Annotated in this window: 19 protein-coding genes and 3 pseudogenes; 14 read left to right on the forward strand and 8 right to left on the reverse strand. The window is 38.1% G+C overall.

Annotation, left to right across the window (positions count from 1 at the left end; all coding sequences use genetic code 11):
* Positions 1 to 683 precede the first annotated feature (683 nt).
* Together WDV75_RS13335 and yfbR are read left to right on the forward strand one after the other, a co-directional pair.
* Entirely contained in the window at positions 684 to 1,898 is a 1,215-nt protein-coding gene (locus WDV75_RS13335; protein WP_273571145.1) for a pyridoxal phosphate-dependent aminotransferase, read from the forward strand.
* A 227-nt stretch (positions 1,899 to 2,125) separates the two neighbouring features.
* On the forward strand, positions 2,126 to 2,707 hold the full coding sequence (gene yfbR / locus WDV75_RS13340; protein ID WP_273571144.1) for a 5'-deoxynucleotidase: 582 nt from the start codon (positions 2,126 to 2,128) through the stop codon (positions 2,705 to 2,707).
* A gap of 285 nt (positions 2,708 to 2,992) precedes the next feature.
* Here yfbR and WDV75_RS13345 read toward each other — a convergent pair whose 3' ends face one another.
* From WDV75_RS13345 to yfbV, 3 genes are all read right to left on the reverse strand, one after another.
* Positions 2,993 to 4,822, reverse strand: a complete 1,830-nt coding sequence (locus WDV75_RS13345) for an SLC13 family permease (protein WP_273571142.1) — start codon at positions 4,820 to 4,822, stop codon at positions 2,993 to 2,995.
* 176 nt (positions 4,823 to 4,998) lie between these two features.
* Positions 4,999 to 5,658: a sugar phosphatase gene (locus tag WDV75_RS13350; RefSeq protein ID WP_273571140.1), complete on the reverse strand. Its 660-nt coding sequence runs from the start codon at positions 5,656 to 5,658 to the stop codon at positions 4,999 to 5,001.
* Positions 5,659 to 5,751: 93 nt separating this feature from the next.
* A complete protein-coding gene (gene yfbV / locus WDV75_RS13355) occupies positions 5,752 to 6,207 on the reverse strand; it encodes a terminus macrodomain insulation protein YfbV (protein WP_189759307.1) in 456 nt (151 codons plus the stop codon).
* Between the two features lie 263 nt (positions 6,208 to 6,470).
* On the opposite strand from yfbV, the gene ackA reads away from it, so the two are divergent.
* Together ackA and pta are read left to right on the forward strand one after the other, a co-directional pair.
* Entirely contained in the window at positions 6,471 to 7,673 is a 1,203-nt protein-coding gene (ackA, locus tag WDV75_RS13360) for an acetate kinase (RefSeq protein ID WP_189759308.1), read from the forward strand.
* Between the two features lie 101 nt (positions 7,674 to 7,774).
* Positions 7,775 to 9,919 carry a phosphate acetyltransferase gene (gene pta / locus WDV75_RS13365; RefSeq protein WP_189759309.1) on the forward strand — a complete coding sequence of 715 codons (2,145 nt, stop codon included), beginning with the start codon at positions 7,775 to 7,777 and terminating at the stop codon, positions 9,917 to 9,919.
* A gap of 120 nt (positions 9,920 to 10,039) precedes the next feature.
* Here the strand turns inward: pta and WDV75_RS13370 are convergent, their stop codons facing one another.
* The gene (locus tag WDV75_RS13370; protein WP_273571136.1) at positions 10,040 to 10,717 is read right to left on the reverse strand and encodes a hypothetical protein; all 678 of its coding nucleotides are present in this window, start codon (positions 10,715 to 10,717) and stop codon (positions 10,040 to 10,042) included.
* 856 nt (positions 10,718 to 11,573) lie between these two features.
* A pseudogene (locus WDV75_RS13375) lies at positions 11,574 to 12,606 on the reverse strand (IS630 family transposase).
* Between the two features lie 496 nt (positions 12,607 to 13,102).
* On the opposite strand from WDV75_RS13375, the gene WDV75_RS13380 reads away from it, so the two are divergent.
* The 8 genes and pseudogenes from WDV75_RS13380 to WDV75_RS13415 form a co-directional block, all read left to right on the forward strand.
* Positions 13,103 to 13,834, forward strand: coding sequence for a tRNA-dependent cyclodipeptide synthase (locus WDV75_RS13380; protein WP_273572067.1), 732 nt, complete (start codon positions 13,103 to 13,105; stop codon positions 13,832 to 13,834).
* Between the two features lies 1 nt (position 13,835).
* Positions 13,836 to 14,804 carry a 2OG-Fe(II) oxygenase family protein gene (locus tag WDV75_RS13385; protein WP_273572069.1) on the forward strand — a complete coding sequence of 323 codons (969 nt, stop codon included), beginning with the start codon at positions 13,836 to 13,838 and terminating at the stop codon, positions 14,802 to 14,804.
* Complete coding sequence (locus tag WDV75_RS13390) at positions 14,801 to 15,688, forward strand: 2OG-Fe(II) oxygenase family protein (RefSeq protein ID WP_273572071.1); 888 nt, start codon at positions 14,801 to 14,803, stop codon at positions 15,686 to 15,688. The genes WDV75_RS13385 and WDV75_RS13390 overlap by 4 nt, the downstream gene beginning before the upstream one ends.
* A gap of 19 nt (positions 15,689 to 15,707) precedes the next feature.
* Positions 15,708 to 17,117, forward strand: a complete 1,410-nt coding sequence (locus WDV75_RS13395; RefSeq protein ID WP_273572073.1) for a cytochrome P450 — start codon at positions 15,708 to 15,710, stop codon at positions 17,115 to 17,117.
* A 25-nt stretch (positions 17,118 to 17,142) separates the two neighbouring features.
* Positions 17,143 to 18,033 (forward strand): 2OG-Fe(II) oxygenase family protein, encoded by an 891-nt coding sequence (locus tag WDV75_RS13400; protein WP_273572075.1) that lies wholly within the window; start codon positions 17,143 to 17,145, stop codon positions 18,031 to 18,033.
* Between the two features lie 23 nt (positions 18,034 to 18,056).
* Positions 18,057 to 18,998 carry a 2OG-Fe(II) oxygenase family protein gene (locus WDV75_RS13405; protein ID WP_273572076.1) on the forward strand — a complete coding sequence of 314 codons (942 nt, stop codon included), beginning with the start codon at positions 18,057 to 18,059 and terminating at the stop codon, positions 18,996 to 18,998.
* An 18-nt stretch (positions 18,999 to 19,016) separates the two neighbouring features.
* The gene (locus WDV75_RS13410) at positions 19,017 to 19,913 is read left to right on the forward strand and encodes a 2OG-Fe(II) oxygenase family protein (protein ID WP_273572077.1); all 897 of its coding nucleotides are present in this window, start codon (positions 19,017 to 19,019) and stop codon (positions 19,911 to 19,913) included.
* Positions 19,914 to 20,356: 443 nt separating this feature from the next.
* Positions 20,357 to 20,748: pseudogene (locus tag WDV75_RS13415) on the forward strand (transposase); the annotation flags it as partial.
* A gap of 61 nt (positions 20,749 to 20,809) precedes the next feature.
* On the opposite strand, the gene WDV75_RS13420 reads toward WDV75_RS13415, so the two are convergent.
* Together WDV75_RS13420 and WDV75_RS13425 are read right to left on the reverse strand one after the other, a co-directional pair.
* Positions 20,810 to 21,370 (reverse strand): IS630 family transposase, encoded by a 561-nt coding sequence (locus WDV75_RS13420; protein ID WP_338859983.1) that lies wholly within the window; start codon positions 21,368 to 21,370, stop codon positions 20,810 to 20,812.
* Entirely contained in the window at positions 21,340 to 21,777 is a 438-nt protein-coding gene (locus WDV75_RS13425) for a helix-turn-helix domain-containing protein (protein ID WP_338803898.1), read from the reverse strand. The genes WDV75_RS13420 and WDV75_RS13425 overlap by 31 nt, the downstream gene beginning before the upstream one ends.
* 478 nt (positions 21,778 to 22,255) lie before the next feature.
* Between WDV75_RS13425 and WDV75_RS13430 the strand changes: the two genes are divergently transcribed.
* Both WDV75_RS13430 and WDV75_RS13435 read left to right on the forward strand, forming a co-directional pair.
* A complete protein-coding gene (locus tag WDV75_RS13430; protein ID WP_273558316.1) occupies positions 22,256 to 23,491 on the forward strand; it encodes an MFS transporter in 1,236 nt (411 codons plus the stop codon).
* A 60-nt stretch (positions 23,492 to 23,551) separates the two neighbouring features.
* Positions 23,552 to 23,887: pseudogene (locus tag WDV75_RS13435) on the forward strand (helix-turn-helix domain-containing protein); the annotation flags it as partial.
* A 772-nt stretch (positions 23,888 to 24,659) separates the two neighbouring features.
* On the opposite strand, the gene WDV75_RS13440 reads toward WDV75_RS13435, so the two are convergent.
* Entirely contained in the window at positions 24,660 to 26,084 is a 1,425-nt protein-coding gene (locus WDV75_RS13440; RefSeq protein ID WP_273558315.1) for an amino acid permease, read from the reverse strand.
* Positions 26,085 to 26,101 lie beyond the last annotated feature (17 nt).

Consider the following 26,101-nt stretch of genomic DNA (forward strand, 5'->3'; position numbering starts at 1 on the left):
GTTTACTGCATTTTTTTACTATTTAAATCATCATGGGTTTTATTTTCTCCTTTCTTAACAAAATTTATGCAATCCCAAAATAAGTCTAGAGAGAAAACCCTATTTACATCACATAATCACGAATTTCCAGTACAAATACCCTTTTTCTGACTTGCTTCAAAGAATAACCTAATCTGAATTAGGAACACTTAACATTATCAGATAGTATTAGAATTTTTAATAAATTGACATTTTTATCGAATAGGCTCAAAAATGCTATGGATAAAAACTCAAAAAATTTGTCAAAGTATCCTGAGATAAAAACCTAAATTAACTTTAGGTCAGTAAAGATAAATTATAAGAATACATTATACAAATCTTCTTACTTTTATTGACAATTTGGATTCCCTGAAAAAACGACAAATGAACCCAAAAGCTTCGTCAAAATGTCATCTACTGTCTCTCTTGCCATCTAAAAACCCGTCATTATGCGAAATTTAATTACAATTTAACACATATAGTTGAAATAAAACACCAATAAAAGACAATAATTCAGAGAGCAAACTTATTCATTTATTCTTAAAACAATCATTTTAACCAAAGATATCAAAGCCTCTTCAAAATACAGACTGAGAAGAGTACATTGATCATCACACTTTTTATGCCGGTTAGTATCCATTTTGCCAAAGAGGTCAAGGCACCCTATGTTTTCCATTAATAAATCCAGTAAATTAGATAATGTCTGCTACGACATTCGAGGGAATACCCTCAAAGAAGCCAAACGACTCGAAGAAGAAGGTAATAAGATACTGAAATTAAACATTGGTAATCCGGCGCCATTCGGATTTGAAGCACCTGATGAAATTTTAGTCGATGTTATCCGTAATCTGCCAACCGCCCAGGGTTACTCTGATTCAAAAGGATTGTATTCAGCGCGTAAGGCAATCATGCAGCATTATCAGGCCAGAAATATGCTGGATGTCACCGTTGAAGATATCTTTATTGGTAATGGTGTCTCTGAACTTATTGTTCAATCCATGCAGGCCCTGTTGAATACTGGGGACGAAATGTTGGTGCCTGCGCCTGACTACCCTCTTTGGACTGCGGCAGTATCACTTTCCAGCGGCAATGCCGTCCACTACCTATGTGATGAGCAACAAGGCTGGTTTCCTGACTTAGATGACATACGCCGTAAGATTACCCCACGTACCCGTGGTATCGTTATTATCAACCCGAATAACCCAACCGGCGCGGTATATAGCAAAGAGTTGTTGCTGGAAATCGTAGAAATCGCCCGCCAGCATAATCTGATTATCTTTGCTGACGAGATTTACGACAAAATCCTGTACGATGATGCCCAGCACCACCCCATTGCAGCATTAGCACCTGATCTCTTTACTGTGACTTTTAATGGTCTGTCCAAAACCTATCGTGTTGCTGGTTTCCGTCAAGGCTGGATGGTCCTCAACGGCCCCAAAAAACAGGCTAAGGATTATATTGAAGGATTAGAAATGCTGGCATCAATGCGCCTTTGTGCCAATGTGCCAATGCAGCACGCAATCCAAACAGCATTAGGTGGTTATCAAAGCATCAGTGAATTTATTTTCCCAGGTGGCAGACTCTATGAACAACGTAACCGTGCATGGGAACTGATTAACCAGATCCCTGGAGTTTCCTGTGTGAAACCGATGGGTGCCCTCTATATGTTCCCGAAAATAGACACCAAACGTTTCAATATTTATGATGACCAAAAAATGGTACTCGATCTCTTACTACAGGAGAAAGTCTTGCTGGTTCAAGGCACCGCATTTAACTGGCCAGATCCTGACCATTTCCGCATTGTTACACTGCCACATGTCGCTGACTTACAAATAGCAATTGAAAAATTCGCCCGATTCATCGGTAATTATCGCCAATAACCATAATCTTTTTCATTAAAGCCAATCCCATTAATATTAACAAATTAATGGGATGGCTCTTCGCTGAGATAAATACTTATTTCTGACTTACCGCTATTTTTTCCATAAATGAATTTTCCGCGCGTAAATATTCCCGTTGTTTTTCAAGTTATCGATACTCCGCTCACAATTAACCATATTATTCCGCTACAATTTTGCTACAAATTAATCGGCTACAAGAGGAAATTATGAGTCATTTTTTCGCCCAATTATCCCGCCTGAAATTAATTAGCCGTTGGCCCCTTATGAGAAATGTACGTACAGAAAATGTTTCAGAGCACAGTTTACAGGTTGCTTTTGTCGCACACGCTTTGGCAATCATCAAAAACCGTAAATTCAGCGGCAATGTCAATCCTGAACGGATCGCCCTGTTGGCAATGTATCACGATGCCAGCGAAGTCATCACCGGTGATTTACCAACACCCATTAAGTACTACAATCCCCAAATTGCCCATGAATATAAGAAAATAGAAAAAATAGCCCAACAAAAATTATTGGCTATGTTACCGGCTGAATTACAGGATGATTTTCGTACCATTCTGGATGAGCATCACCATAGTGAAGAAGAAATCCGTATTATCAAACAAGCCGATGCATTATGCGCTTACTTGAAATGCCTGGAGGAACTCTCAGCAGGCAATACTGAATTCAATCAAGCCAAAAAGCGATTGGATAAGACACTGGCAGAGCGTCGCAGTGAAGAAATGGATTATTTTATGGATGTGTTTGTACCAAGTTTCAGTCTCTCCCTTGATGAAATCAGCTTATAAATCATACGCATTACCTTTTAAGTTGCTCATTATAAGACAACATAACTCATTGTTTCTTAAAATGAGATGGGTATATTACCCAGCCATAATCATTTAGAGTTATATACGCATTAAACTTCAAGTTGCAAGTTGCAATTTACAACACGCTATGAAACCTGATTTCTCCCCCGCTTCGCGGGGAGAAATCACACGCATCTTGAAGTCAGATTGATATAATTATTCAATAATATTAAACAATATTCCTGACGCAGCTTCCTGCTATGCGGAAGCTGCTTCGATAAAATATTAGAATGGAAAAAGTATTGGGATAATCGCAACGCTAATCCCCATCACAATTAACGTAAAAGGTACGCCAAGTTTCACGAAATCAGCAAACCGATATCCTCCCGGCCCCAGTACCAATGTATTAACGGGAGATGAAACGGGTGTCATAAATGCTGCCGAAGCCGCCACACCAATAATCATCGCAAAGGGCAAAGGAGAAACAGCCATCTCATTCGCCGCCGCAATCGCAATCGGGGCCATTAGCACAGCTGTCGCAGTGTTGGAAATAAACAATCCTATCATGGCGCAAAGTACAAACAGGCACACCAACATCACCCGTGGCCCCATATTACCTGCGATATCCATCAATCCCTTGACAATGAGATCAATACCTCCCGTCTTCTGCAATGCCAGCGCAAAAGGCATCATGCCAACAATCAAAATAATGCTCGGCCAGTGAATGGAACGGTAAGCACTTTCCATATCAATACAGCGGAATTTCCCCATTAACAGGCAGGCGATTAACGCGGCAATAAAATTGGGAATTTCATTGGTCAGCATCATAGCGACCATCAGGGCAAGGCAGAATAAGGCATGTGGAGCTTGTGAGGCAGCAGGGGCCGCACTTTCCACCTCAACAGGCAGATTTAGCACAATAAAATCCGGCGTTTTTGTTTTTAACGCATGGATCAATTTCCAATCGCCAATCAACAGCAGGGTATCACCAAGCAACACAGGTTCATCCACTAACTTCCCTTCTAACGCTTTTCCCCCGCGACGTATCCCCACTACATTGAGACCATAGCGTGTACGAAATTTCATATCACGCAATGATTGCCCCAAAAGTTCGGATTCAGGGAGCACCGAAACCTCAGCCATACCCACATTACGCGAGTGCTCGGAAAAATATTCCCCACGCAATACCATCGGTTCTAGCTGCTGCTCACGGCAAAACTCCCGCAAATCAATATCACTATCCGACATATCCACCAGCAAGACATCCTGCCTCTGCAATTCCATGTCCCCTGTGGCAGCCACCATCACTCGACGGAATTTACGCCAACGCTCAATACCAATGACATTGGCGCCATAACGGGCGCGCAGCCCTAATTCATCCAATGTGTGTCCAACCAGAGACGAACCTGGACGGATAGTCAGACGGCGAGCACGGCCCGACAATTTATAATCGCGTATCAAACCACGAAATGTTCGATGATAACGCTCGTCCGTTGTCTGATGGGTTATTCCCCCTAGCCAGCGACGAGCAACGAGCATGTAAACTACGCCAGCCATCAACACTAATATACCGATCGGTGTAATGGAGAAGAAATCAAAACCCCGCAGACCCTCGCGCACCAGCTCACTATTGACGACCATATTAGGTGGCGTTGCGACCAAGGTCATCATGCCGCTGATCAAACCGGCAAATCCTAATGGCATCATCAATCGCCCCGGAGAGGTTTTCATTCTGGCAGCCACGCTCAGGACAACAGGTATAAATATTGCCACAACGCCCGTAGAACTCATGAAAGCCCCCAATCCGGCAACGGATAACATTAACCAAACCAACATCTTGGTTTCATTGTTACCTGCGACACGGACCAACCAGTCTCCCATCTGATAAGCAACTCCAGTTCTCACCAACCCTTCGCCAATGACAAATAGGGCAGCAATCAGCAACACATTGGGATCACTAAAACCGACAGTGGCTTCACTTAACGTCAGTGTGCCACTCAAGACAAATGCGATGATCAGCAATAAAGCCACAACATCCATTCTGACTTTATTGGTGGTGAAAAGCACAATGGCTATCAATAGCAGGGTTAATACCCATAACAGTTCGCTACTCAATTTGGCCTCTATCAACGATACCTTTCAAATATGACTATCCGCACGACCAATCTGCCAATTAGCAGATTGGCTATATATCAAAAGCCTACAGGTACAAACGTTAACAAAGTCAGTAGACCATGTTTCTTAGAGAAAATCCCTCGTTATGATCAAGGAACCTTTTGATTTGGGATGCGTCAATCGGTATAAATCGATACGTAACTGCCAGATTTGACAATCTCAATATCTTCCAGATTATTAATCGTCAAATGAATTTCATTGCGACGGGGAATATCCGGTGAATCGTGGACAACAACAACCTGACAACCCGCATCCAAGCCGGCATTTATTCCCGCAGCAGCATCTTCAAACACGACACACTCCTCCGGCAATAATCCCAACTTTTTAGCCCCCAATAAATAGGGTTCAGGATTTGGTTTTCCATTTGTTACCGATTCGGCCGTCACCCAATGAGCAGGTTCTGGTAATTCCGCCACTTTATGACGCGCAGAAGCAAGAGGAATCGTTCCCGATGTCACAATGGCCCACGGAATATCCAGTGCATTCAACTTATCAATCAAGGCGATGGCACCAGGTAAAGCTGTAATGCCTTCCGTATCTTCTGTTTCAATTTTTTCAATCCATTTGAAAGTATCGGCGATCTCTTCTTCACTCGCATCTGGCATAAAATGCCGGAGCGATAATATCGCCGGCGTACCATGAACATAGTTCAGAACTTCATCCCTATCGATACCCATCTTATCGGCAAACTGAATCCATGCTCGTTCAACCGCAGGCAATGAATCAATTAGCGTACCATCCAAATCGAATAAAAAACCTCTACATTTCAAAACCAAACCCGACTCCTTCAAATGTCATTATGTGTTAATCAGATACTTATTCCCTATACCAATCGCCTTTCAATGTTAGCTTGGTATAACACCTGGGGATTAAATATCATCAAGAAAAGCGTCGTCTAATTGCTTAAAAGCCCGTTTAAGCAATTCAGCCAATGAAAAGTAGGTCGGGGCATTTTCTACTGGTGCCATTGCAATGCCGGCCTGAGCAAATTTTTCCCGAATGTCATAAAACCAATGCAATAATTTTTCCGGTAATGGCGTCGCCGCACGTTTCCCCAACCACCATAATCCCTGCAACGGCAAACTACAGGCAAACAGTGCTGTTGCTACCGATGGTCCCAATTGACCACCCAGCGCGATTTGCCATGTCAAAGTAAAAATAGCCAATGGCGGCATAAACCGAATACCAAAGCGAGTCGCCTTAATCACACGATTCTCAGGAAAAACAGGTGCAAGCTGCTTTTCCAGTGGCCAGGTTTTCAAATATTGCTGTCCTAATTGCATACGTTTGAACCAACCCTGGCTAACAGGCGGTGTCGTGTTCATCATGACCTCAATCAATTAAAGGTATAGTTTTTAAAAAATCCCTACAAAAGATAAAATCTTTTTTGTAGTATTAATACTATTAAGTATATTTTGTCTTTATTGCTAGCAAACGGTATCCTACACAGACTTTTATGTTGTTGCAGTAGCAAAACAGGAATTTTGCCCTTTTTCGCAACAATTGGGTTCGGTTTGTTAATAAATTGTTTTATTTTTAACATTGTTCTTATTTAAGATTAGATCACAACAAGATAATAGGTATTTCCATGTCAAGTAAGCTGGTACTGGTTCTTAATTGCGGTAGCTCCTCCCTGAAATTCGCTATCATCGATCCTGCCAATGGTGAAGAATATCTTTCTGGTTTAGCAGAGTGCTTTGGCCTGCCAGAAGCCCGTATTAAATGGAAAATGGATGGCGCGAAAAACGAAGCTGCTTTAGGTGCCGGCGCAGCACACAGCGAAGCACTGAACTTCATTGTTAATACTATCCTGGCTGAAAAGCCAGAACTTTCTGCACAAATCTCAGCCATCGGTCACCGCATTGTTCATGGTGGTGAGAAGTTCACTTCTTCCGTGGTTATCACCGATGAAGTTATCGCAGGCATTGAAGCGGCTATTCCATTCGCCCCTCTGCACAACCCAGCTCACCTGATCGGTATTGCTGAAGCGAAAAAAGCCTTCCCTCATCTGCTTGAGAAAAACATTGCTGTATTTGACACCGCATTCCACCAGACTATGCCTGAAGAAGCATACCTGTACGCACTGCCTTACAACCTGTACAAAGAGCATGGCATCCGTCGTTATGGTGCACATGGTACCAGCCATTTCTATGTTTCCCGTGAAGCAGCCAAGATGCTGAACAAACCCGTTGAAGAACTGAATGTCATCACTTGCCACCTGGGCAACGGTGGTTCTGTTTCTGCCATTGTCAACGGTCAGTGTGTTGATACTTCCATGGGCCTGACTCCACTGGAAGGCCTGGTCATGGGAACCCGCAGTGGTGATATCGATCCCGCTATCGTATTCCATCTGCACGATGCAATGGGTATGAGCATTGCTCAGATCAATACCCTGTTGACCAAAGAGTCTGGTTTCTTAGGTTTGACCGAAGTCACCAGCGATTGCCGTTATGTAGAAGACAACTACGAAACCAAAGCTGACGCTAAACGTGCTATGGATGTTTACTGCCACCGTCTGGCTAAATACATCGGCGCATACAGCGCATTGATGGAAGGCCGTCTGGACGCCATTATCTTCACTGGTGGCATTGGTGAAAACTCCGCTCTGGTTCGTGAACTGACCATGAAGAAAGTGGCTCTGCTGGGCTTTGAATATGATCATGAGCGTAACCTTGCTGCTCGCTTCGGCAAATCAGGCGTTATCACGACAGATAACAGCCGCCCAGCTCTGGTTATTCCAACCAATGAAGAATTGGTTATTGCTCAGGATTCAGCACGTCTGACCGCATAATCAGCATGATTTTATAACCGCCAGCAATGCTGGCGGTTTTCACGAAGATATCGAACTGAGTCACATTTATTGACTGACGAGCAACCGTTAAAGAGGTTTCCGTGTCCCGTACAATTATGTTAATCCCTACTGACACTAGCGTTGGTTTAACCAGTGTCAGCCTGGGTGTTATTCGCTCTATGGAGCAAAAAGGCGTTCGCCTGAGCGTTTTCAAACCTATCGCCCAACCACGTCACACTGGTTCTCAGGATCAAACCACTTCCATTATCCGTTCACACTCCAGCATCCATGCTGCTGAACCTCTGGATATGGCGTATGTGGAGTCACTGCTAAGTACTAACAAAAAAGACGTATTAATGGAAGAGATCGTGGCGCGTTACCACGAAAACACCAAAGATGCGGAAGTGGTTCTGCTCGAAGGTTTGGTTCCGACTCGCAAGCATCCGTTTGCTCAGTCCCTGAACTATGAAATCGCCAAGACACTGAACGCTGAAATCGTGTTCGTGACAGCCCTGGGTACCAATACTCCAGAACAACTGAAAGAAAGAATTGAACTGAGCCGGGCTGAATACGGTGGCAGCAAGAACCAAAACATTATCGGTGTTATCGTCAATAAACTGAATGCCCCGGTTGATGACCAAGGCCGTACTCGCCCTGATTTATCCGAGATCTTTGACGAATCAACCAAAGCGACGATCACTAACGTCGATCCAAAAACTATCTTCAAAAACAGCCCACTGCCTATTCTCGGTTGTATCCCGTGGAGTTTTGACCTGATCGCTACCCGTGCAATTGATATGGCTAAGCACCTGAAAGCTAGCATTATCAATGAAGGTGCTATCGAAAGCCGTCGCATCAAGTCCGTGACTTTCTGTGCTCGCAGTATTCCTAATATGCTGGAATACTTCCGCCCTGGTTCTCTGCTGGTGACTTCGGCGGACCGCCCTGACGTACTGATCACGGCATGTCTGGCAGCCATGAATGGTGTTGAAATTGGTGCCGTATTGCTGACCGGTGGTTACTCAATTGACGATTCTATCCGTGAACTGTGCGAACGTGCATTCAACACCGGCCTGCCCGTTTTCACTGTGAAGACCAACACATGGCAGACTTCCCTGAATCTGCAAAGTTTCAGTCTGGAAGTGCCGGCCGATGACCATGAGCGCATCGAAAAAGTACAAAACTACGTTGCACAACACATCAGCAGCGAGTGGATCGATTCTCTGGCAGCTGCATCAGAGCGTCCAAACCTGCTGTCTCCACCTGCATTCCGTTACCAGTTAACCGAACTGGCTCGTCAGGCTGGCAAGCGTATCGTTCTGCCGGAAGGCGACGAACCACGTACCGTCAAAGCAGCGGCTATCTGTGCTGAGCGTGGCATTGCAGAATGTATCCTGCTGGGCGATCCAGAAGAAATTCGTCGTGTAGCAGCGGCTCAAGGCGTTGAACTGGGCGCAGGTATTGAACTTGTTAACCCTGCATCCGTACGTGAACGCTATGTGCCACGTCTGGTTGAACTGCGCAAGAACAAAGGCATGACCGAAGTTGTTGCCCGCGAACAACTGGAAGACAACGTCGTTCTGGGCACCATGATGCTGGAACAAAACGAAGTTGATGGTCTGGTTTCCGGTGCAGTGCATACCACAGCAAACACCATCCGCCCGCCATTGCAGTTAATTAAAACGGCACCAAACAGCTCTCTGGTTTCTTCTGTCTTCTTTATGTTGCTGCCAGAACAAGTGCTGGTTTACGGAGACTGTGCGATTAACCCAGATCCGACCGCAGAACAACTGTCCGAAATTGCAATCCAATCTGCAGATTCTGCGAAAGCATTTGGTATTGAGCCTCGCGTTGCGATGATCTCTTACTCCACCGGAAACTCTGGTGCAGGCAGCGACGTTGAAAAAGTGCGTGAAGCAACCCGTCTGGCACAGGAAAAACGCCCAGATCTGATCATCGACGGCCCATTGCAGTATGACGCGGCTATCATGGCAGATGTCGCGAAATCCAAGGCGCCGAACTCACCGGTTGCAGGCCAGGCCACCGTGTTCATCTTCCCGGATCTGAACACCGGTAATACCACTTACAAAGCGGTACAGCGTTCAGCAGATCTGGTTTCTATCGGACCAATGCTGCAAGGTATGCGTAAACCCGTTAACGACCTGTCCCGTGGCGCACTGGTTGATGATATCGTTTACACTGTTGCACTGACTGCAATTCAGGCAACCCAGCAAGAAAACGCGTAATTTTCTCGCTGCATAAACATAAGATAGCCCTGCCCTATGCTGTTAGCGTGGGGCTATCTTTTTATCTACTGATAATCAGCAATTATTTTTTAATGGTTCAGGGCGTCAGAAACTTTCTGTTTATACACAATTTGCCTTAAAATAATATTCTCCCCGCCAAAATCCCCATTTATCACTTTTGTCTGGTTCTAATACCATGTAACCTCCTTGATATCCAAACCCATATTGAAAATAAACATTTCTCGCAGCAGGCGCTGGTATTAGTTTGATATTCCCATTTTTACCCAGTGTTTTTGATTTGTTTACCGCATATTCCATTAGAAAAATCCCACTATTTCTAATACCTATATGGGTAGCAAACTCTATAATAGAAGAAGGTTCTGTGACTTTTTCCTTGTTATTAGAAAATATCAACATACCAATTGGTTTTCCTTGAAAAAACATAACAAAGGAATAATGTTCTATTGAAGCTGAAACACCTGCAAAGTTACTTTCTAAGAGACTAGAGATTTGGGAAAGTATTCTATAGCTAGCCTTATACCTCGAATTCCATCGTTCCTGCTCCTGACTTAATTGTCTGTTCTGATTAGCACTTACCAACCAATCAGCATTAATCATGTTCGTTCTTATTTGATTAGCAACACATAAAGCCTCTTGAAGCTCAACCTCTCTGATAGTGATAAAATTCTTAATATTAAATCCCCTGGAAGGCGTATTTATTAAATTTGACGCACTACGCGTCAATGGTCCCGTTATATCTGGGCTCAAAATGCTAAAAAATTTAGATTCAAGTATCATGATATATCTCCCAAATATAAAAATATCTTCATAGGATCTGTTTAATTCAATTTACCATTTCTTGCCGAATTTTCTGTTTTTCCCGATGTTTTCTCATTCACCACAACATTTCTAATATCACAAACCACACTGGCGTGCCATATAATGCAATACGGGTGTCATAATCAAATACCATGATCACCCCGTAAAGGCAAAAAATAGCAAGGTACACCATGCTATACAGGGCGGGATTCCACTTTGCATAAAAAGTATACATTTCGCAGATATTGATAATTTCTCACATTCAATACGATTTTATTGATAGGTTTTGATATCTGGCATGAACATTTATTGAGCTGGAAGAGAGTTGTTTTTATCCACAATAACCATATAGAAAGTGTGAGATCCTACCCTGTTACGCATATGGGTCGGACCTAGTTTTTCTGCTAGCCTTCCCTTCTCTAATATACCAATCTAACTTCAAGATGCGTGTGGTTTCTCCCCGCGATGCGGAGGAAATCAGGTTCCATATCATGTTGTAAATTGCAATTTGAAGTTTAATGTGTATAGATTTTTATGGAATTTAGAATGATTTTTCAAATAAGAGGTTCAAGCCGGAGCCCCTATTATCATTTTAAAAACTCGGCCACTCTCGAAAGTTATACATCATTAGGTGGGGAATCGAGAATTCTGCTGGCTGGAATTATGAGAATGAAAACAGTTTCAATCCATCTGGCAGTAACTGGAAAACACTAAAAAATGTGAAGCATTTGAGGTAGAATTTAATGCTTTTTATTATTTTAAAGTAAGTAATTGTGACTTTAAATACTATTTAATTATTTCTAAGTGTAACGTTTTTCTATATAACTTTTCATAATTATGAGAGTTTCATATTTCCTGTTCCTTTCCAACAGGTTGCTGAAGCGGTATTCAAGAAAATCTTAACTCTTTTGATGAGCTGCCACATATATTGGCAACAATGATTGCGTGTCACCGTTTCATGGAGTGATTGCCATAATCGTTCTATTTTGTTTAACCAGGGCGAGTAGACTGGAAGAAATAGAAGTGTCATGGTAGGATTATTCAACAGCCATTCTCTGACCTTCTTACTTTTATGGATACTGTAATTATCTAAAATCACGCTCAGCATTTCTGCATCACGATAGATTCGCTTTAATACTTCTAACATATTGATAAATAAATCCGAGCTTTTTCTCATGCCCCCCGTAGACACGATCTTTCCTGTTTGGGCATCAAGACAACCGGCAAAATAATATTTTTGATTTTGACCGGGTGTCACAACCCGTTTTTGTTGGCCTTTAAAGTACCAGTCAGCGCCAATTTTAGGATTGAAATCAATATCAACTTCATCTTCATAAACAACAGGATGTTTTTTGCAAGCCTGAGAAAGTGCTTCAGTAATACGCGCCATTTTTTCGTCATATTCGGGAGCAGATTGTTTTAAGGTAGGGGCCGCTCGTCGCCAGACAATGCCTTGCTTGCAGAAGTAACAGTAAAGTGTGCTGATGGAAAGAGCAATATGCATATATTTTCTGAGTAAAAACACAAAAAATGAAAGACTCCAGCGAGAACCGAGATAGCCAAATTGCTGGGGCATGCTCCAAAAAATAAGAGAGAAGAGGCAGATAACGTGCTAAATGCCACTGAATATGACGCCCGGCAGGTAAGCTCGGTAAGCCCTCCCATCCTTGTTCTCTAAACTTTTTCAGTCAACGCCAAACGGAAGATTCGGCGCAACAAAGTATCCTCGCCACTTGGGGGACAGAATGTGTTTTACACAGTAGAAGTATCCCCATGATCCGCCGTGCATAATTTTTATCACGTGTTTTTTGAACGATTTTTTTCATCTGCCGACGTTCATTTCGTGAAGTGGGTGGTATGATAAGCATGACTCGATCCTTTTTTCTGTGATTTTGCGTTTTGGGAACAAAAATTTCGCAAATTTAGAATCGAGTTTCTTTGATACTCCTACCATTTTGACAAGCTATATAAGATAAATAACCTATTTCAACATACAATTATTAAAAATTAACATGGCAAATTCAATAACCATAAAATAACATAGTATTCACCTTCAAATAACATGCAAATTATAATAATTTACTTTTCAAAAAATTTATTCGTCAAATTCACACATAGCCATATGATTTTAAATGTTTTAAATGTTTTAAATGTTTTAAATGTTTTAAATGTTTTAAATGTTTTAAATGTTTTAAATGTTTTAAATGTTTTAAATGTTTTAAATGTTTTAAATGTTTTAAATGTTTTAAATTAAGTTAAAATTCAATTGGTAAAAATTACAGTAATAATTTATTGAGGTAAGTATAATTTATTCATATAAAAACAATATATATAATTTTAAGTTTATATAATTTGGAGAGAAAAATGTCCGAGTTGCTAATAAAAGATCCAGAACTAAATATTAAACCTGAAAGATATCGTACGAAAACGGCTTTTGTTTTTCCAGAAAGGAAAAGAAATAGCTTTGAATATGAAGATGAATGCTTTTTAGGTGTTAGCTTAGAAAATAAAAACTTCAACTCTGAAAGATTCATTTCTATGATAGAATGGGTGAATAGACGATTTAGTAAATGTAAAATATTGATTGGGGATAGTATTCATAGAATCACTCTGGAAACAATTTATGGTTATCAACCTGATGAGGCTTTTTCAAAAGCAATAATTATTGGTAAAGAATTTATTAATAAAGCTGAAACTCAATTAATGGATGTTAATTATAGAACTGAATTTTCTTTTATTACTTGTAGTGAAATTCAAAGTACGAAACTATATAAAAATTATAATATAAAGCTTGTTGATTTCTTTTCTTCTTCAAAAAATTTTAAAGAATCAATTGAAAGTTTTGGTAAGAAATATCATAAAAACAAATGGGATGGTTTGAGTGAATATGAAAAAAAATATCGCTTAAATAAATCTAGTCAATATTTTTTAGAGGAGTTCTCTATCTTTGCATGTCTTGTTAAAAACGGCTCTAAAGTGATGGTCTATCCAGGAACTTTCAGTTCTCTGGCAGAAATAGCAGAAGGAAAGCATAAAGGTATCATCCAAGAGCTAGAAGATCTTACTGTGGTCTCTTTAAATATAAAAAGGAGATAATATGTTGTATAAAAGTAAAAAAAATAATTGGAAATTAGAAAAAGGAAAAATTTATAGTAATGTTTATTATAAACGTACTGATGAAAGACCTGTAACTAAAATTGCATCCCTACAACAAGCTATCATATTGGATAATAAGCTACATTTCCCCTCGTCAGATATACGTAGTCAAGCTATTAATGATGGTGTTTTTTTTCTTGAAATTCCATCATGGATTAATTTAGATGAATGTGATTCTTTTGCATCTAATTTTTATAGAGAGGATAATTCCCATAGTTATAGTAGATTTAGGAAAATCACTTCAGCTTTTTTTGATGATCCACTTCTCGGTTTTCATACACGTAGTGATCAAATAGAGCAATTTTTACTTGAGCGTCGATTTTGGCAAGATGTTTATCCTAATGCTATAACTAGTACTGGAGTCAACTTAATAAGATTAAGCAAAATAATTTTGCACTCTATTTTAGAATTAACTGATATTCCGATTAAAGATTGGTTCACAGCGACCGGTGGGTGTATTGATACACAAGGAACTTATCACCTTACATTCAATCATTATCGTCCATATTTCCAAGGCATTGGTTTATCTTCTCATAAGGATGACGGATTTTTAACAATTTTACGTAGTAATTCTCCCGGATTGGAAGTAAATATTGATAACATATGGGAATCGGTTTCTCCACTAGAGAATCATTTTATTATTAACTTTGGTCTTTCTATGGAGATATTAACAAAAAACACCATTCAGCCAGTAAATGCAATTATGCATAGAGTTTCACATCAATTAAAAGATAGGCATACATTTGGTCATTTTACCTCAAGCTATTGTAATCCAGGAGAAGACGCAGGAATTTATAGTTATTCATCTGAACAAGGATTATTTAAAATATGCAATTCAAGAGAGCTAATTAATTTTAATGATGAAGAAATATATGAAGGTACATATCCACCTGATGGGAAGAATTTATGAAATTAGAAAAATATATTCCAGAGTGCGCTAGTTTTATAGATGGTAATTTACACCTAAAATCAAAAGAATCTTTAATTAAAGCATTAAAGGATGGATTTTTCTCTTTAAAAATACCTGAATATTTTGATTTAAAGCCAGGAATTAAAATATCAAAAAATTTTTATATTGATAAAAATAGTACTGCCATTAAACAATTTGATGGATATAAAGGCTATAAAAAGGAAAAAGATATTTATTTCAATCATGAAAATTACCAAATAGAAAATATTTTGATTGATAAAGATAAAAGAGAAAAGCTATTTCCAAAGGAATTAAATGAACTATGTGATAAAATGCATGGTATAGGAAAGAACATCTTATGTGAAGTACTTTCTTTTGTTGGAGTTAACAATTCACTGTGGAAAAAGATAACTGATGATGCTACTAATGGAGGTGGTATAAAATGGTTTACAGCCAATCATTATAGATCAAATTTAAACTTAGATGGAGCTCCAGCCCATAAAGATACTGGATTTATTACTGTATTATATTGTGATAAACCTGGTCTTGAAGCCTATATTGATGGAAAATGGCTTGATGTTGATATATGTAATAAAAGTTTTTTAATTAATTTTTGTGGAGCACTTGAGTTACTAACTAAAAATATGGAAATTCCTGTTAATGCTGTACTACATAGAGTTAGAAAACATGAAAAAAAAACGCATGAAGAAGATAGATTTTCTTTTGCAGCTTTTATAAACCCTGCAAGTTATAAGTATCTATATCAAGTTGATAATAATGGTTCATTTGCAAATGAAATTATTTTATGTAAGGATTTTTTGCTAGAATTTAATAAGAAAACCTGGTCTGATAGATATTCGGATTTTGGTATTTTAAAAAAATAATTTATACAGGTATATTTTCATGAATATATTTAAAAAAAATGAAATACCATTTCCTGGAAAAATAGTTCATCACATTGGTCCTTGCTCTAAAACAGGACATGGATCATCATTTAATGATTTTACAATAACTAAAGGAAACGATGCATCTTCTTATTTTAAATGGTCAGGTATTTATGAGTTGGCAAATAATAACGGAGGGATATGCACTTTTTGGATGAATGATAATTTGGCATTATATCAGAGCACTAATACTCCATTAGTAGATGAATGCAATTTAGAGCCTTCTATTAATACAAACGCTGAGTTATTTGGTGATTTTATTGGAACATTATTATGCAATGATGCTGAAAGAAATAGGAAAAGATCTGTTATAGAACGTGTTTTTGGAAATGAAAGGTTCATAAAAAATTTACAGGATGATATTAAAAAACACTTTCATTTGTATGTAGAGAGAAATCTCGATAAACAAATCCCCTTAGATGAATTTGCTTTAAATTTAATATCTTATACGAACAGTCATTTATGTGGTGTTTTAGATCTTAAAACCAAGCCATTGAGCGATTATATATCTAGTGAAAAATATGGTTATATTGCTAAAGATTTTTTTGAAATCGCTTCCGAGGTTATCAGTAAAGTAAATCACTCATCAATACATGATGCTGATTTAATTGTTGATATGACACGAGAAATATTAAAAGATAACTTTTATTCGATTAATTTAGCGCCAAGGACTAATATTATAAAGTCACACTTTTCAGTTCTGGGATATGACTTTACAATAGAAAACATTATGAAATTAACAACAAGTGAACTTAAAGGATTAGGAACTATTATTATTGCATCGTATGATACCACTTCATTAAGTTTTACTTGGTTACTTCTTTATCTTAATAATAATTTTGGTTGTATTCAAAAAATTAAAAAATCCATTGAAAAAAATGAAGATGTATTAGAATTATCTCTTCTTTATGTGTTAGAAGCCATACGGCTAGGTGGCAGTAATCCTACGGCATTATGGAGAAGGGTAAAAAATTCTTTTTCCTTAAAATTTGGTAGATACGAAATTATTATACCTAAAGGTACAATGATTTGGCTAGACCGAAGACAGGCTAATAGGGATTCTGATATATATCCTGAACCTAATAAATTTAACATATTAAATATTAAGAAAGTTTTAACAAATGATAATCCTCTTTCAATTTTAGATAGAAGAAGAAGTGAAATAAATTCATTCAATATGATTAATACGAAAGAAATGATAAGAAAATGTCCAGGAAGATTATTTTCAGTAATAGAGCAGGCAATATTACTTTCAGAATTATATAAAAGTTACGATGTAATATTAGATGGCGGAAATCTAAATTTAGCCAAGAAATATTCAATGCCACGCCCCAAAAACTCCGGATCAATTATAATCAGAAATAAATGATTTCTTTAAAATTAGGAAATATATTATGACAAATGTTCTGCCAGATGCAAAAATAATCAACAATAACCTTGTTTTTTCAACCCAAGATGGTTTTATAAAAGCATGTCAATATGGTGCTTTTCATCTTAAGTATCCAGAAAATATAGATTTCTCCCCAGGAATAAAACTTGCTCAAAATTATTATTTGGAAAAAGATGGCGGCGTACTGGATGAATATAAAGGATTCCATAAAAAAGTTTTTGACAAAAGTTTATTAGGATATTCGTCCACAGGGAATGACCAAGATGAATTACTTCAAATTGAAAATTTCCTTTGGAAAACTTATTTTCCAAAAGGTGTTTCATCACTTTTATTTAAAATTAATGCTGTCAGTAAAATAGTGCTTAATGAAATTTTTCGTTTTTATAATATTAATCATCATGATATTGAAATAATAACTGGAGGATTAAATAAGGATGAATCTCTTCAATATTGTATATTCAACCATTATCGTTCAAACATAAAACACCCTGTCGGATTAACCGCACATAAAGATAGTGGATTCATTACTACTCTTTATACTATAGAACCAGGGTTAGAGTCTTTTTATGAAGAAAATTGGATTCCATTTGATCCTAAATGTGGTTATTTCACTATTGTTATGGGGCATTCATTAGAAATACTTACCGAGAATAAAAATATACCAATAAAAGCAAGTTATCATAGAGTCCGCCCATCAATTGAAAGAAGACATCATAAAGAAGAACGTTTTACGTTTGGAGTATATATTGGCCCTACATGGCAGCAAAATCTTTACCAATACAGCCGTGATGGTTCTCTTGTATCTATTGAATCATTTTTAGACTTTCAGAAACGCAAAGCAAAAGAAATGAAGTACAAATTTCATCCAAAAGTGGAAGTATTATATAATAAATAACTTTTATTAAGGAATAAATAATTATGATTAAATCACCGACGATGAGAAAAGAAGTTAATCTTCCACCTATGCCTAATAATTATGATTCATATCAAGAAATACCTACATTTAATATGATAAAAGGTTGGTTAAATAATAATGGAGAATTAAAATTAGATAGAGATTCAGGAATGGAATCGATATTAAAACATGGCTTCTTTTTGCTAAAATGCCCTTCTGATACTGATTTGACATTTGGTGACCTATTTGTAAATAATTTTTATAAAGAAAAACAAATGGGTGAAATGAAAGATTTTACTGGATTTAAAGAATGCATCATAAATAATGATTATGAAGGATATTTTGATCGCCCTCATGATCAGTGGGAAAATTTTTATATAGAAAAAAATAATTGGCATCTTATCCCTAAAAAAGTGTCAGAATTAGCAAATTTGATGTCATATTCAGGAATTAGTGTATTAAAGTCAGTTTTCTATTATATTGGTGTAAATTCTATTTATTGGTCAAAAATAACAGGAGGACTAACAGAAAATTATGGACATCAAATGATAGCTTTTAATCATTTTCGTTCAGAAAAGAAAATTCGAGGGTGTAAATTCCATCGTGATTCTGGTTGGGTAACTATACTACGCTCTACTGAGCCTGGACTATTAGCTTATATTGATGGAAAATTATGGGCAATAAATCCAGAACCTGGATATTTTATTGTTAATTTTGGTAGCTCGATAGAAGTATTGACTGAGTATATGCCTTCAAAAGTTCACGCTAATATTCATGGAGTTATTCGAACAAACAAAAATGATAGTGGAAAAGATAGAGTTTCATATGCCCTATTTTTGGATAGTTCCCTCGATGGAGATATCTATCGCTATGGATTTAATGGACCTGAAAAGATCCAGTCTGTAACAGAATTTGCAATACAAGAAGTTAATAGGACTTATAACAATAATAATGAAGCACTTTAATCTTCATAAGGGGGGTATATGAAAGAAGAAGTTCCTTATAGATGGGCTGAGGCCAAACTAAATGAAGGTGAAATTTTCTTTAATACGCATGATGGATTCAAACAAGCAATACAAGATGGATTCTTTTTTATTGAAAAACCAAAATCAATAGCATTGAACTATGGAGATCTTTTTGCTAATGAATTTTATAAAAATAAAAAAGGTGAGCGTAATGACGAATATAGAGGGTTTAGATTTTTAGATTCATCTATTCTTGGTAAGAGAGAAGGATACTTTCTTAGAAAGGAAGATCAGGTTGAACAATTTTTTCTTGAACAATCTCTTTGGGAAAGATTTTTTCCAAATGAATTGTCGAAATTAGCATATGAAATGAAAAAGTTTGCAATTCAAATTCTAGAAGCTATTTTAAGATGTTTAAATATACCAACAAAATTATGGGATAAAGCAACTGGATATAGTTTGTCAGGAAGAGGAACCTATCATTTGACTTTTAATCATTTTAGACCATCAGTTCGTGCAAGAGGATTAAATATTCATAAAGATTCTGGATGGATAACGATATTACGATCTTTAGAGCCAGGACTTGAAATATTAAGGAAACAAGAATGGATCCCCATTTTACCTAAAGAAGATAATTTTATTGTAAATTTTGGTTGTGCCATGGAAATTTTGACTAAAGATACTGATATTCCTGTGGCGGCTGTAGCTCACCGTGTTACTGAACAAAAAGAAAGAAACTTAAGTGATAGATTCTCATATGCTTTATTTGTTGATAGCAGCTTAGATAAAGAGCTATGTGAAGGTTTGTATCGTTATCATCCAACGAATGGATTGTTACTTGAAACTGACTTTGAAGATTTTTTAGATAAAATAGTTTACAAAACTTATGAGAAAGACACACAAGGATTATATTAATATTGATGTTTGATTTCATGCTATATGTAGTATCTAGGGCTAACACATGGGTGCTAAAAAATTAGTTAACTGCTTGAAAATTACTTCCCAATGCAGATAAAAGTCTTTACCTTATACAAAGTAAAGGTATTATTTATAACATAAATTATTTAGTGTAAAAAAACTCATGCGTTAGCTCTGATATTGCATCAAGGAAAATTAATTTCTAAATATATATTTACAGCATGGAATATATGAATTTTTATACAATATTATTCATATCAATACGACATATTTATGTATTCTTTTCAAAAAAAGAAAAGGATAAAAACTAAATTTTGATACAACTTAATCTATTAATTCAAGTATTCATATTAAGCTTGGATTCGCTTAATAAGTTCAATTTCTGAGAAAGGCGGTCAGTTGCTATAGTAGGCATCTTTCTCGCCAAAGGAAAATGCACTATGGCCTATACACAACTGACCGGAATAGAAAGATATCAGATTTTCAGCTTAAAAGAAGCCGGTTTTACGCAACGTTTGATCGCAACGTCTCTTAAACGAGCTCCGTCAACGATTAGCCGCGAATTGAAAAGAAACCAAGAAGAACAGAAGTACTGCCCTAAACAAGTCCAACTAATACTATCGTTGGAAAAGATCATAAAGGTGCATTATTAACCTTAGTTGAACGAAAATCGCTATTTACTGTCATCATTAAACTTGAAGATAAAACAGCGGAAGAGGTTGCAAAAGCGGCGATAAGACATTTATCACATATAAAATAAAAGATTAAAACCATCACTGTAGATAGCGGATTGGAATTTGCCAAACACGAACTTATCAGTAAAAATTTAGAAGTAGGGATGACTTCCCAAAAGGAACCGATTTTAATCAGGTATCAGAATGAGAGATAAGTGCTCAAGAGAAATTAATTGCAAATTGATCACCATAACCGTCCAATAGCATATTTAGCTCATCATCCATTGTCTCTTGAGTCCAAGTGATAAAACGTCGCCAGTGATATTTGGCTTGTTTCCAGACGATTTCAATCAGATTCAGCTCTGGGCTGTAGGCGGGAAGATAAAGTAAAATCAGGTTGTGCTCCCGTAACCAGCGAGTTCTGGTTTTTTCCTCGATCCCATGGTGGATACGCGCATTATCTAGCACTAAAAATGTCAGCCGGTTGTCTCCTTGTTGGGCTACCTGCTCTAAAAAATCAATCACATCAGCTCGCGTAACACTGCCTGATATTAGCTGGTAAAACAGCGTGTTGGCCGTGTAATTTAATGCCCCCAGAACGGACCGTCTGTGATGGTCTTGGGGTTCAGTTTCATGGGGTTTACCCCGAGGGCTCCACCCATATTGCACCGGCGGAGATGCGGCAAAACCGGCCTCATCAAAATAGACCAGACGGTCATGTCCTGACTGGGCTCCCACCTTAATTTTGCTTAGCAAGGCGGATTTTTTAGCAAACTCCATTTCGTTGCGCTTTTTTTCAGCGACAGGCGGGTTCGTTTATAGGTGAGCCCCTGCTTTTTCAGGGTATTCGCCAGCGTTTCAAGCGTACAGGGCAGGGAACCATGCTTTGCCTCAACGCACTGAGCGATTCGGGCGAGCGTCAGGGACTCTGCGCGAGCTGCTTCGACCGCAGTGGCAATCATTTCAGGTGTCATGGCAAGATAGCGGCCTCCGGCATGACCCCCTAATAATCCCGCTATCCCGCAATGGTGCCATGTGTGAACCCAGTTGTAGATAACCCGGAGACTGCATCCTATCTCAACGGTGATCTGGGACGGCTTGACGCCTCTGGCAAGCATGAGCAACCCCGTTCCTCGTGTCCGGACATCCCGATGTGGGTGATTCAAGGCCAGTTGTTGCAATGTCATTCGTTCAGACTCAGAAAGTGTTATCTTCGATTTCATAAGAACAAGTGGAAAATTGGGTTATCGTGTTATCGATTATAGCAGTAATGCAGATAATTTATCTTATTAACTTAAATCTCATCGCCAATCGATTAAATAAACTCCCTCTGAAGACCCGAGATTACAATGAGTTATTTAAAGGGACACCCACTCGTTTACTTCGTTCATAACGGTGTTGCACTTATTATGTAAATGCAAGAAGATATATAATAAACTTTCTAACTTTAATTTGTTTTTATAATTTACCCCAATGACATTAAACACATAAAACTATAAGTAATATTAGTTTGATTTGTACAATAAAAAACAAACCATTGTATTATTTTCATAATTGATATAGTATTATTCTCGTTAACTTCTTTTTCCAATCCTTCCATTTTTATCTAATTGTTTTAATCCAAATTAATATTTTTTATTTCCCCTATTTTTGGAGACTCTATGCATGAATCATTTTGATTTAGAAAAACACTCGTTTCAAAGTAAACTATCCGTAGGATTATTAGCTTTATTCACTGTGACTGTCTTTTTTGTGGGGGTCACAGAATTTATGCTATCATCAATGTTTCCCCCTATAGCAAAAGCTTTTAATACTTCTATTGATAAAGTCTCTTTTTTAATATCAGCTTATGCATTATCTTACGCATTAGCTGCGCCAGTGTTAGGATACTTCTCTGATAGAATAAATAAAGTTAAGTTATTGTTATTAGCATTGTTATTATTCTCAATGGATGGTATAGCAATTGCTTTTTCTCCAACAATAGAAATTGCTATCTTCTTAAGAGTACTAGGAGGACTTGCTTCTGCTGTAATTATACCAACGGTATTTTCATTAGTATCCGACCTAGTTCCCTATAAAAATCAAGCAAGTGCAATGGGGGGAGTTATGTTAGGAATGACGCTAGGTATTGCACTGGGACCAGTACTAGCTGGAAGTCTTAATGATTTTATTCACTGGCGAGCACCATTTATTTTTTGCGCTATCGGTTCTTTTATTATTTTTTCTGTAGGCTACTTTTATCTAAAAAAAATTAAGAATAGAAATTACAATACCTTTCCATTAAAGAAAAAATCATTAAAAGAAGATATTAATTGGTCAGTATTACGACCATTATTTGCTAAAGGTGCCTGGAATGGTGCAGGTGTATCAGCATTTATATTATCGGGAGAAATTTTACATCAACGTTACGGTTTTCCTCCTTCTATAACAGGATTGTCTGTTAGCTTTTTTGGCTTTGGCCTTGGTCTTGGAAACATTTCCGCTGGATTACTTCGAAAATTAATTGCAAAAGAAGAAGGAATACTAATAGCGATAAATATTATTCTTTTTATTTTTATCTCTATATTTTTCCTATTTCCCCTACCACTATGGGGATATTTTTTATGCTTAGTTGCCTGGGGATGTGCATTAGGTGCTGGAGCTCCCATCAGTACTGTAGTTATCATAAAAAGAATAACACATTATAAAACAGTTATGCTATCTCTCGCTGAGACATTAAATAATATATTCATATTTTCCCTTGTTCCTCTATCAATTATGTTTTTGAGCAATGGAAATAGATACTTATCGTTAGTGGTCTTAGGGATTGGTTTGATTATAGGATTATTATTAACTATTTTTGATTTTCTCATAATTAGGAAAAATACAAGCCACCATATAATAAAGAATGACGATTATTAATATACCCATCGCCATTGAAGATGCTTGATTTCTTATCCAAACCAAATCATGTTTGCAACCATGAAAATTCATCTGACACCAGAACAAAAACGTGCCCTCGAATTGATGCATGATACCACTCGTGACAGTCGGGTCTGTGATCGTATCAAGGCCGTGCTGTTGGCATCAGAGGGCTGGACAGCTCAGATGATTGCCCAGGCCTTACGTATTCATGAAAGTACGGTCAGCCGTCACCTAAAAGATTTCATCGCTCAGGAAAAACTCATCCCAGAAAATGGCGGTTCTGAAAGCCATCTCTCTGCCGAACAAACCGCCGACCTGATTGATTATTTGGTGGCAAATATGTGGAATCAACGCTTAGAAGAACAAAGCTCCGTTCGCCTTACCGAAGTCGGCTCAAGGGGGGAAGCTAATTTTTGGATCTCCACAGCAAATGATGAACAAGAAATTGCTCTGAATGGGGATCTTGCCCAGACAACTTTAGTTTTACCGGATGGCATTATTAGTGATTATTCCCAGCCACATTTTAATATCCCTGGAATAGTATTATCAAATGAAATTCACTACACAGAAGATACTTTCAATTCAGTCCAAAGAGCATTATTTGATACTATGACAGAACAAGAAGTTGCAAGCATGATTATTTATCAAACTATATCTCATGAATTTGGTCATGCTTTAGGTCTACTTCATCCATCTGAAAATCAAGAAGACGTCGACTTATATAGTAACGAATTTTCCATAGACACACAGGGCAGACATATTCTTGCCATGACAGTAACAGCACAGCGTCGCTTGGGACAGCAAGACTCCAACGTGCCATTAATGACACCTGATGATACTTATTTTGCCGCGTTGTCTTATCAACTGCATAGACGATTAGAAGAGAGAGATAAAAGAGATATTCTCATTCGCAGAGAGTTGCACAGAAAAACCTAATATATTTTATCCTATGGCACAAATTCTGATATCCTTTATTGCATTATTATTATATTAATATAACTTCAATAGGCATATCGAACCATGTATACAAGCAGCGTATTTAGAAGTAAAAAAGGAAACAAAACAGCCAAATAGGATGGTGAAATTCATGGAGAAATTATTATCAATATTGCTTAACAAATAATTACCTCCATGAATTTTGCTAAATTAAGGGTCGACAAATCCTTTAATTTACCATTTCATCCTGCATACCCTGCTGTTCGCGATTTTTCCGCATACGCCACAACATTTCCAATATCACAAACCACACTGGCGTACCATATAATGCAATACGGGTGTCATAATCAAACACCATGATCACCACCGTAAAGGCAAAAAATAGCAAGGTACACCATGTCATAGGAATGCCCATTGGCATTTTATAGATAGATTTTTTATGCAGGTCAGGACGTTTCTTGCGGTAAGCCAGATAAGCAATCAGTATCATGCACCAGCTATAAATCACCATAATGGCGGCCACAGTCGTAACAATAGTAAATAATTTCATGACATTGGGGATAATAAATAGCAAGAATACGCCACTTGCCATGCAAAGCACCGAAAATATCAAACTAAATATAGGAACGGCACTGTTGATTGAAAGTTGCCCAAATTTGCTGTGCGCCAGCTTTTCCGTGGACAAACCATAAAGCATACGGGTACAGGCATATAACCCACTGTTGGCCGAGGACATCGCCGAAGTCAGGGCAACAAAATTAATCACCGCTGCTGCTGCTGGCAACCCTGCCAATGCAAACAACGTCACAAAGGGACTCACTTCCGATGAAATCTGTGGCCATGAGGTAACAGCAATAATGCACATCATGGAAAGCACGTAAAAGATAATGACCCTGATCGGAATACTGTTGATCGCTTTGGGTAAGATTTTCTCTGGCTCTTTGGTTTCAGCTGTCACGGTGCCAACCAGCTCAATACCGGTAAAAGAGAAAATGGCAATCTGAAAACCCGCCAGAAATCCCAACACGCCATTGGGCAGAAAGACTTCAGGCTCCGTCAAATGGTTTATAGAAGCGGTCACACCATTGGGAGAAGTCCAGCCGACAAAAACCATGCCAATGCCAACGACAATTAAAGCCACTATCGTCACCACCTTAATCATGGTAAACCAGAATTCCGTTTCACCAAACAGCCGTACTGAGAAGAAATTACACAGGCACATCAATGCCAAAATAAACAGTGCTGTTAACCAAAGCCAACTGTCTGGGAACCAATACTGGATATAGCCACCACATACCACCACATCTGCGATGCAACTGACGATCCAGCTCATCCAATAAGTCCACCCCAGAAAATAGCTGGCCTTATCCCCAAGATAATCCGCGACAAAATCAGCAAACGTCCTGTAATCCAATTTGGTGAGCAACAGTTCCCCCATTGCCCGCATGACCATAAAAGCAAAAAAGCCAATCAAAAGATAAGTCAGGATAATTGAAGTCCCTGATACTGCGATGGTTTTCCCTGCTCCCATAAACAATCCTGTACCAATGGCACCACCAATTGCGATCAACTGAACATGGCGCTTACCCAATCCACGGTGCAGTTTTTGCTCACTGGCAGATTGTTCCACCGGTGTTTTTAATGATCTCGTCATCAATAACCTCTACGGCT

The sequence above is a fragment of the Xenorhabdus griffiniae genome, assembly GCF_037265215.1.
GTDB classification, from domain to species: domain Bacteria; phylum Pseudomonadota; class Gammaproteobacteria; order Enterobacterales; family Enterobacteriaceae; genus Xenorhabdus; species Xenorhabdus griffiniae.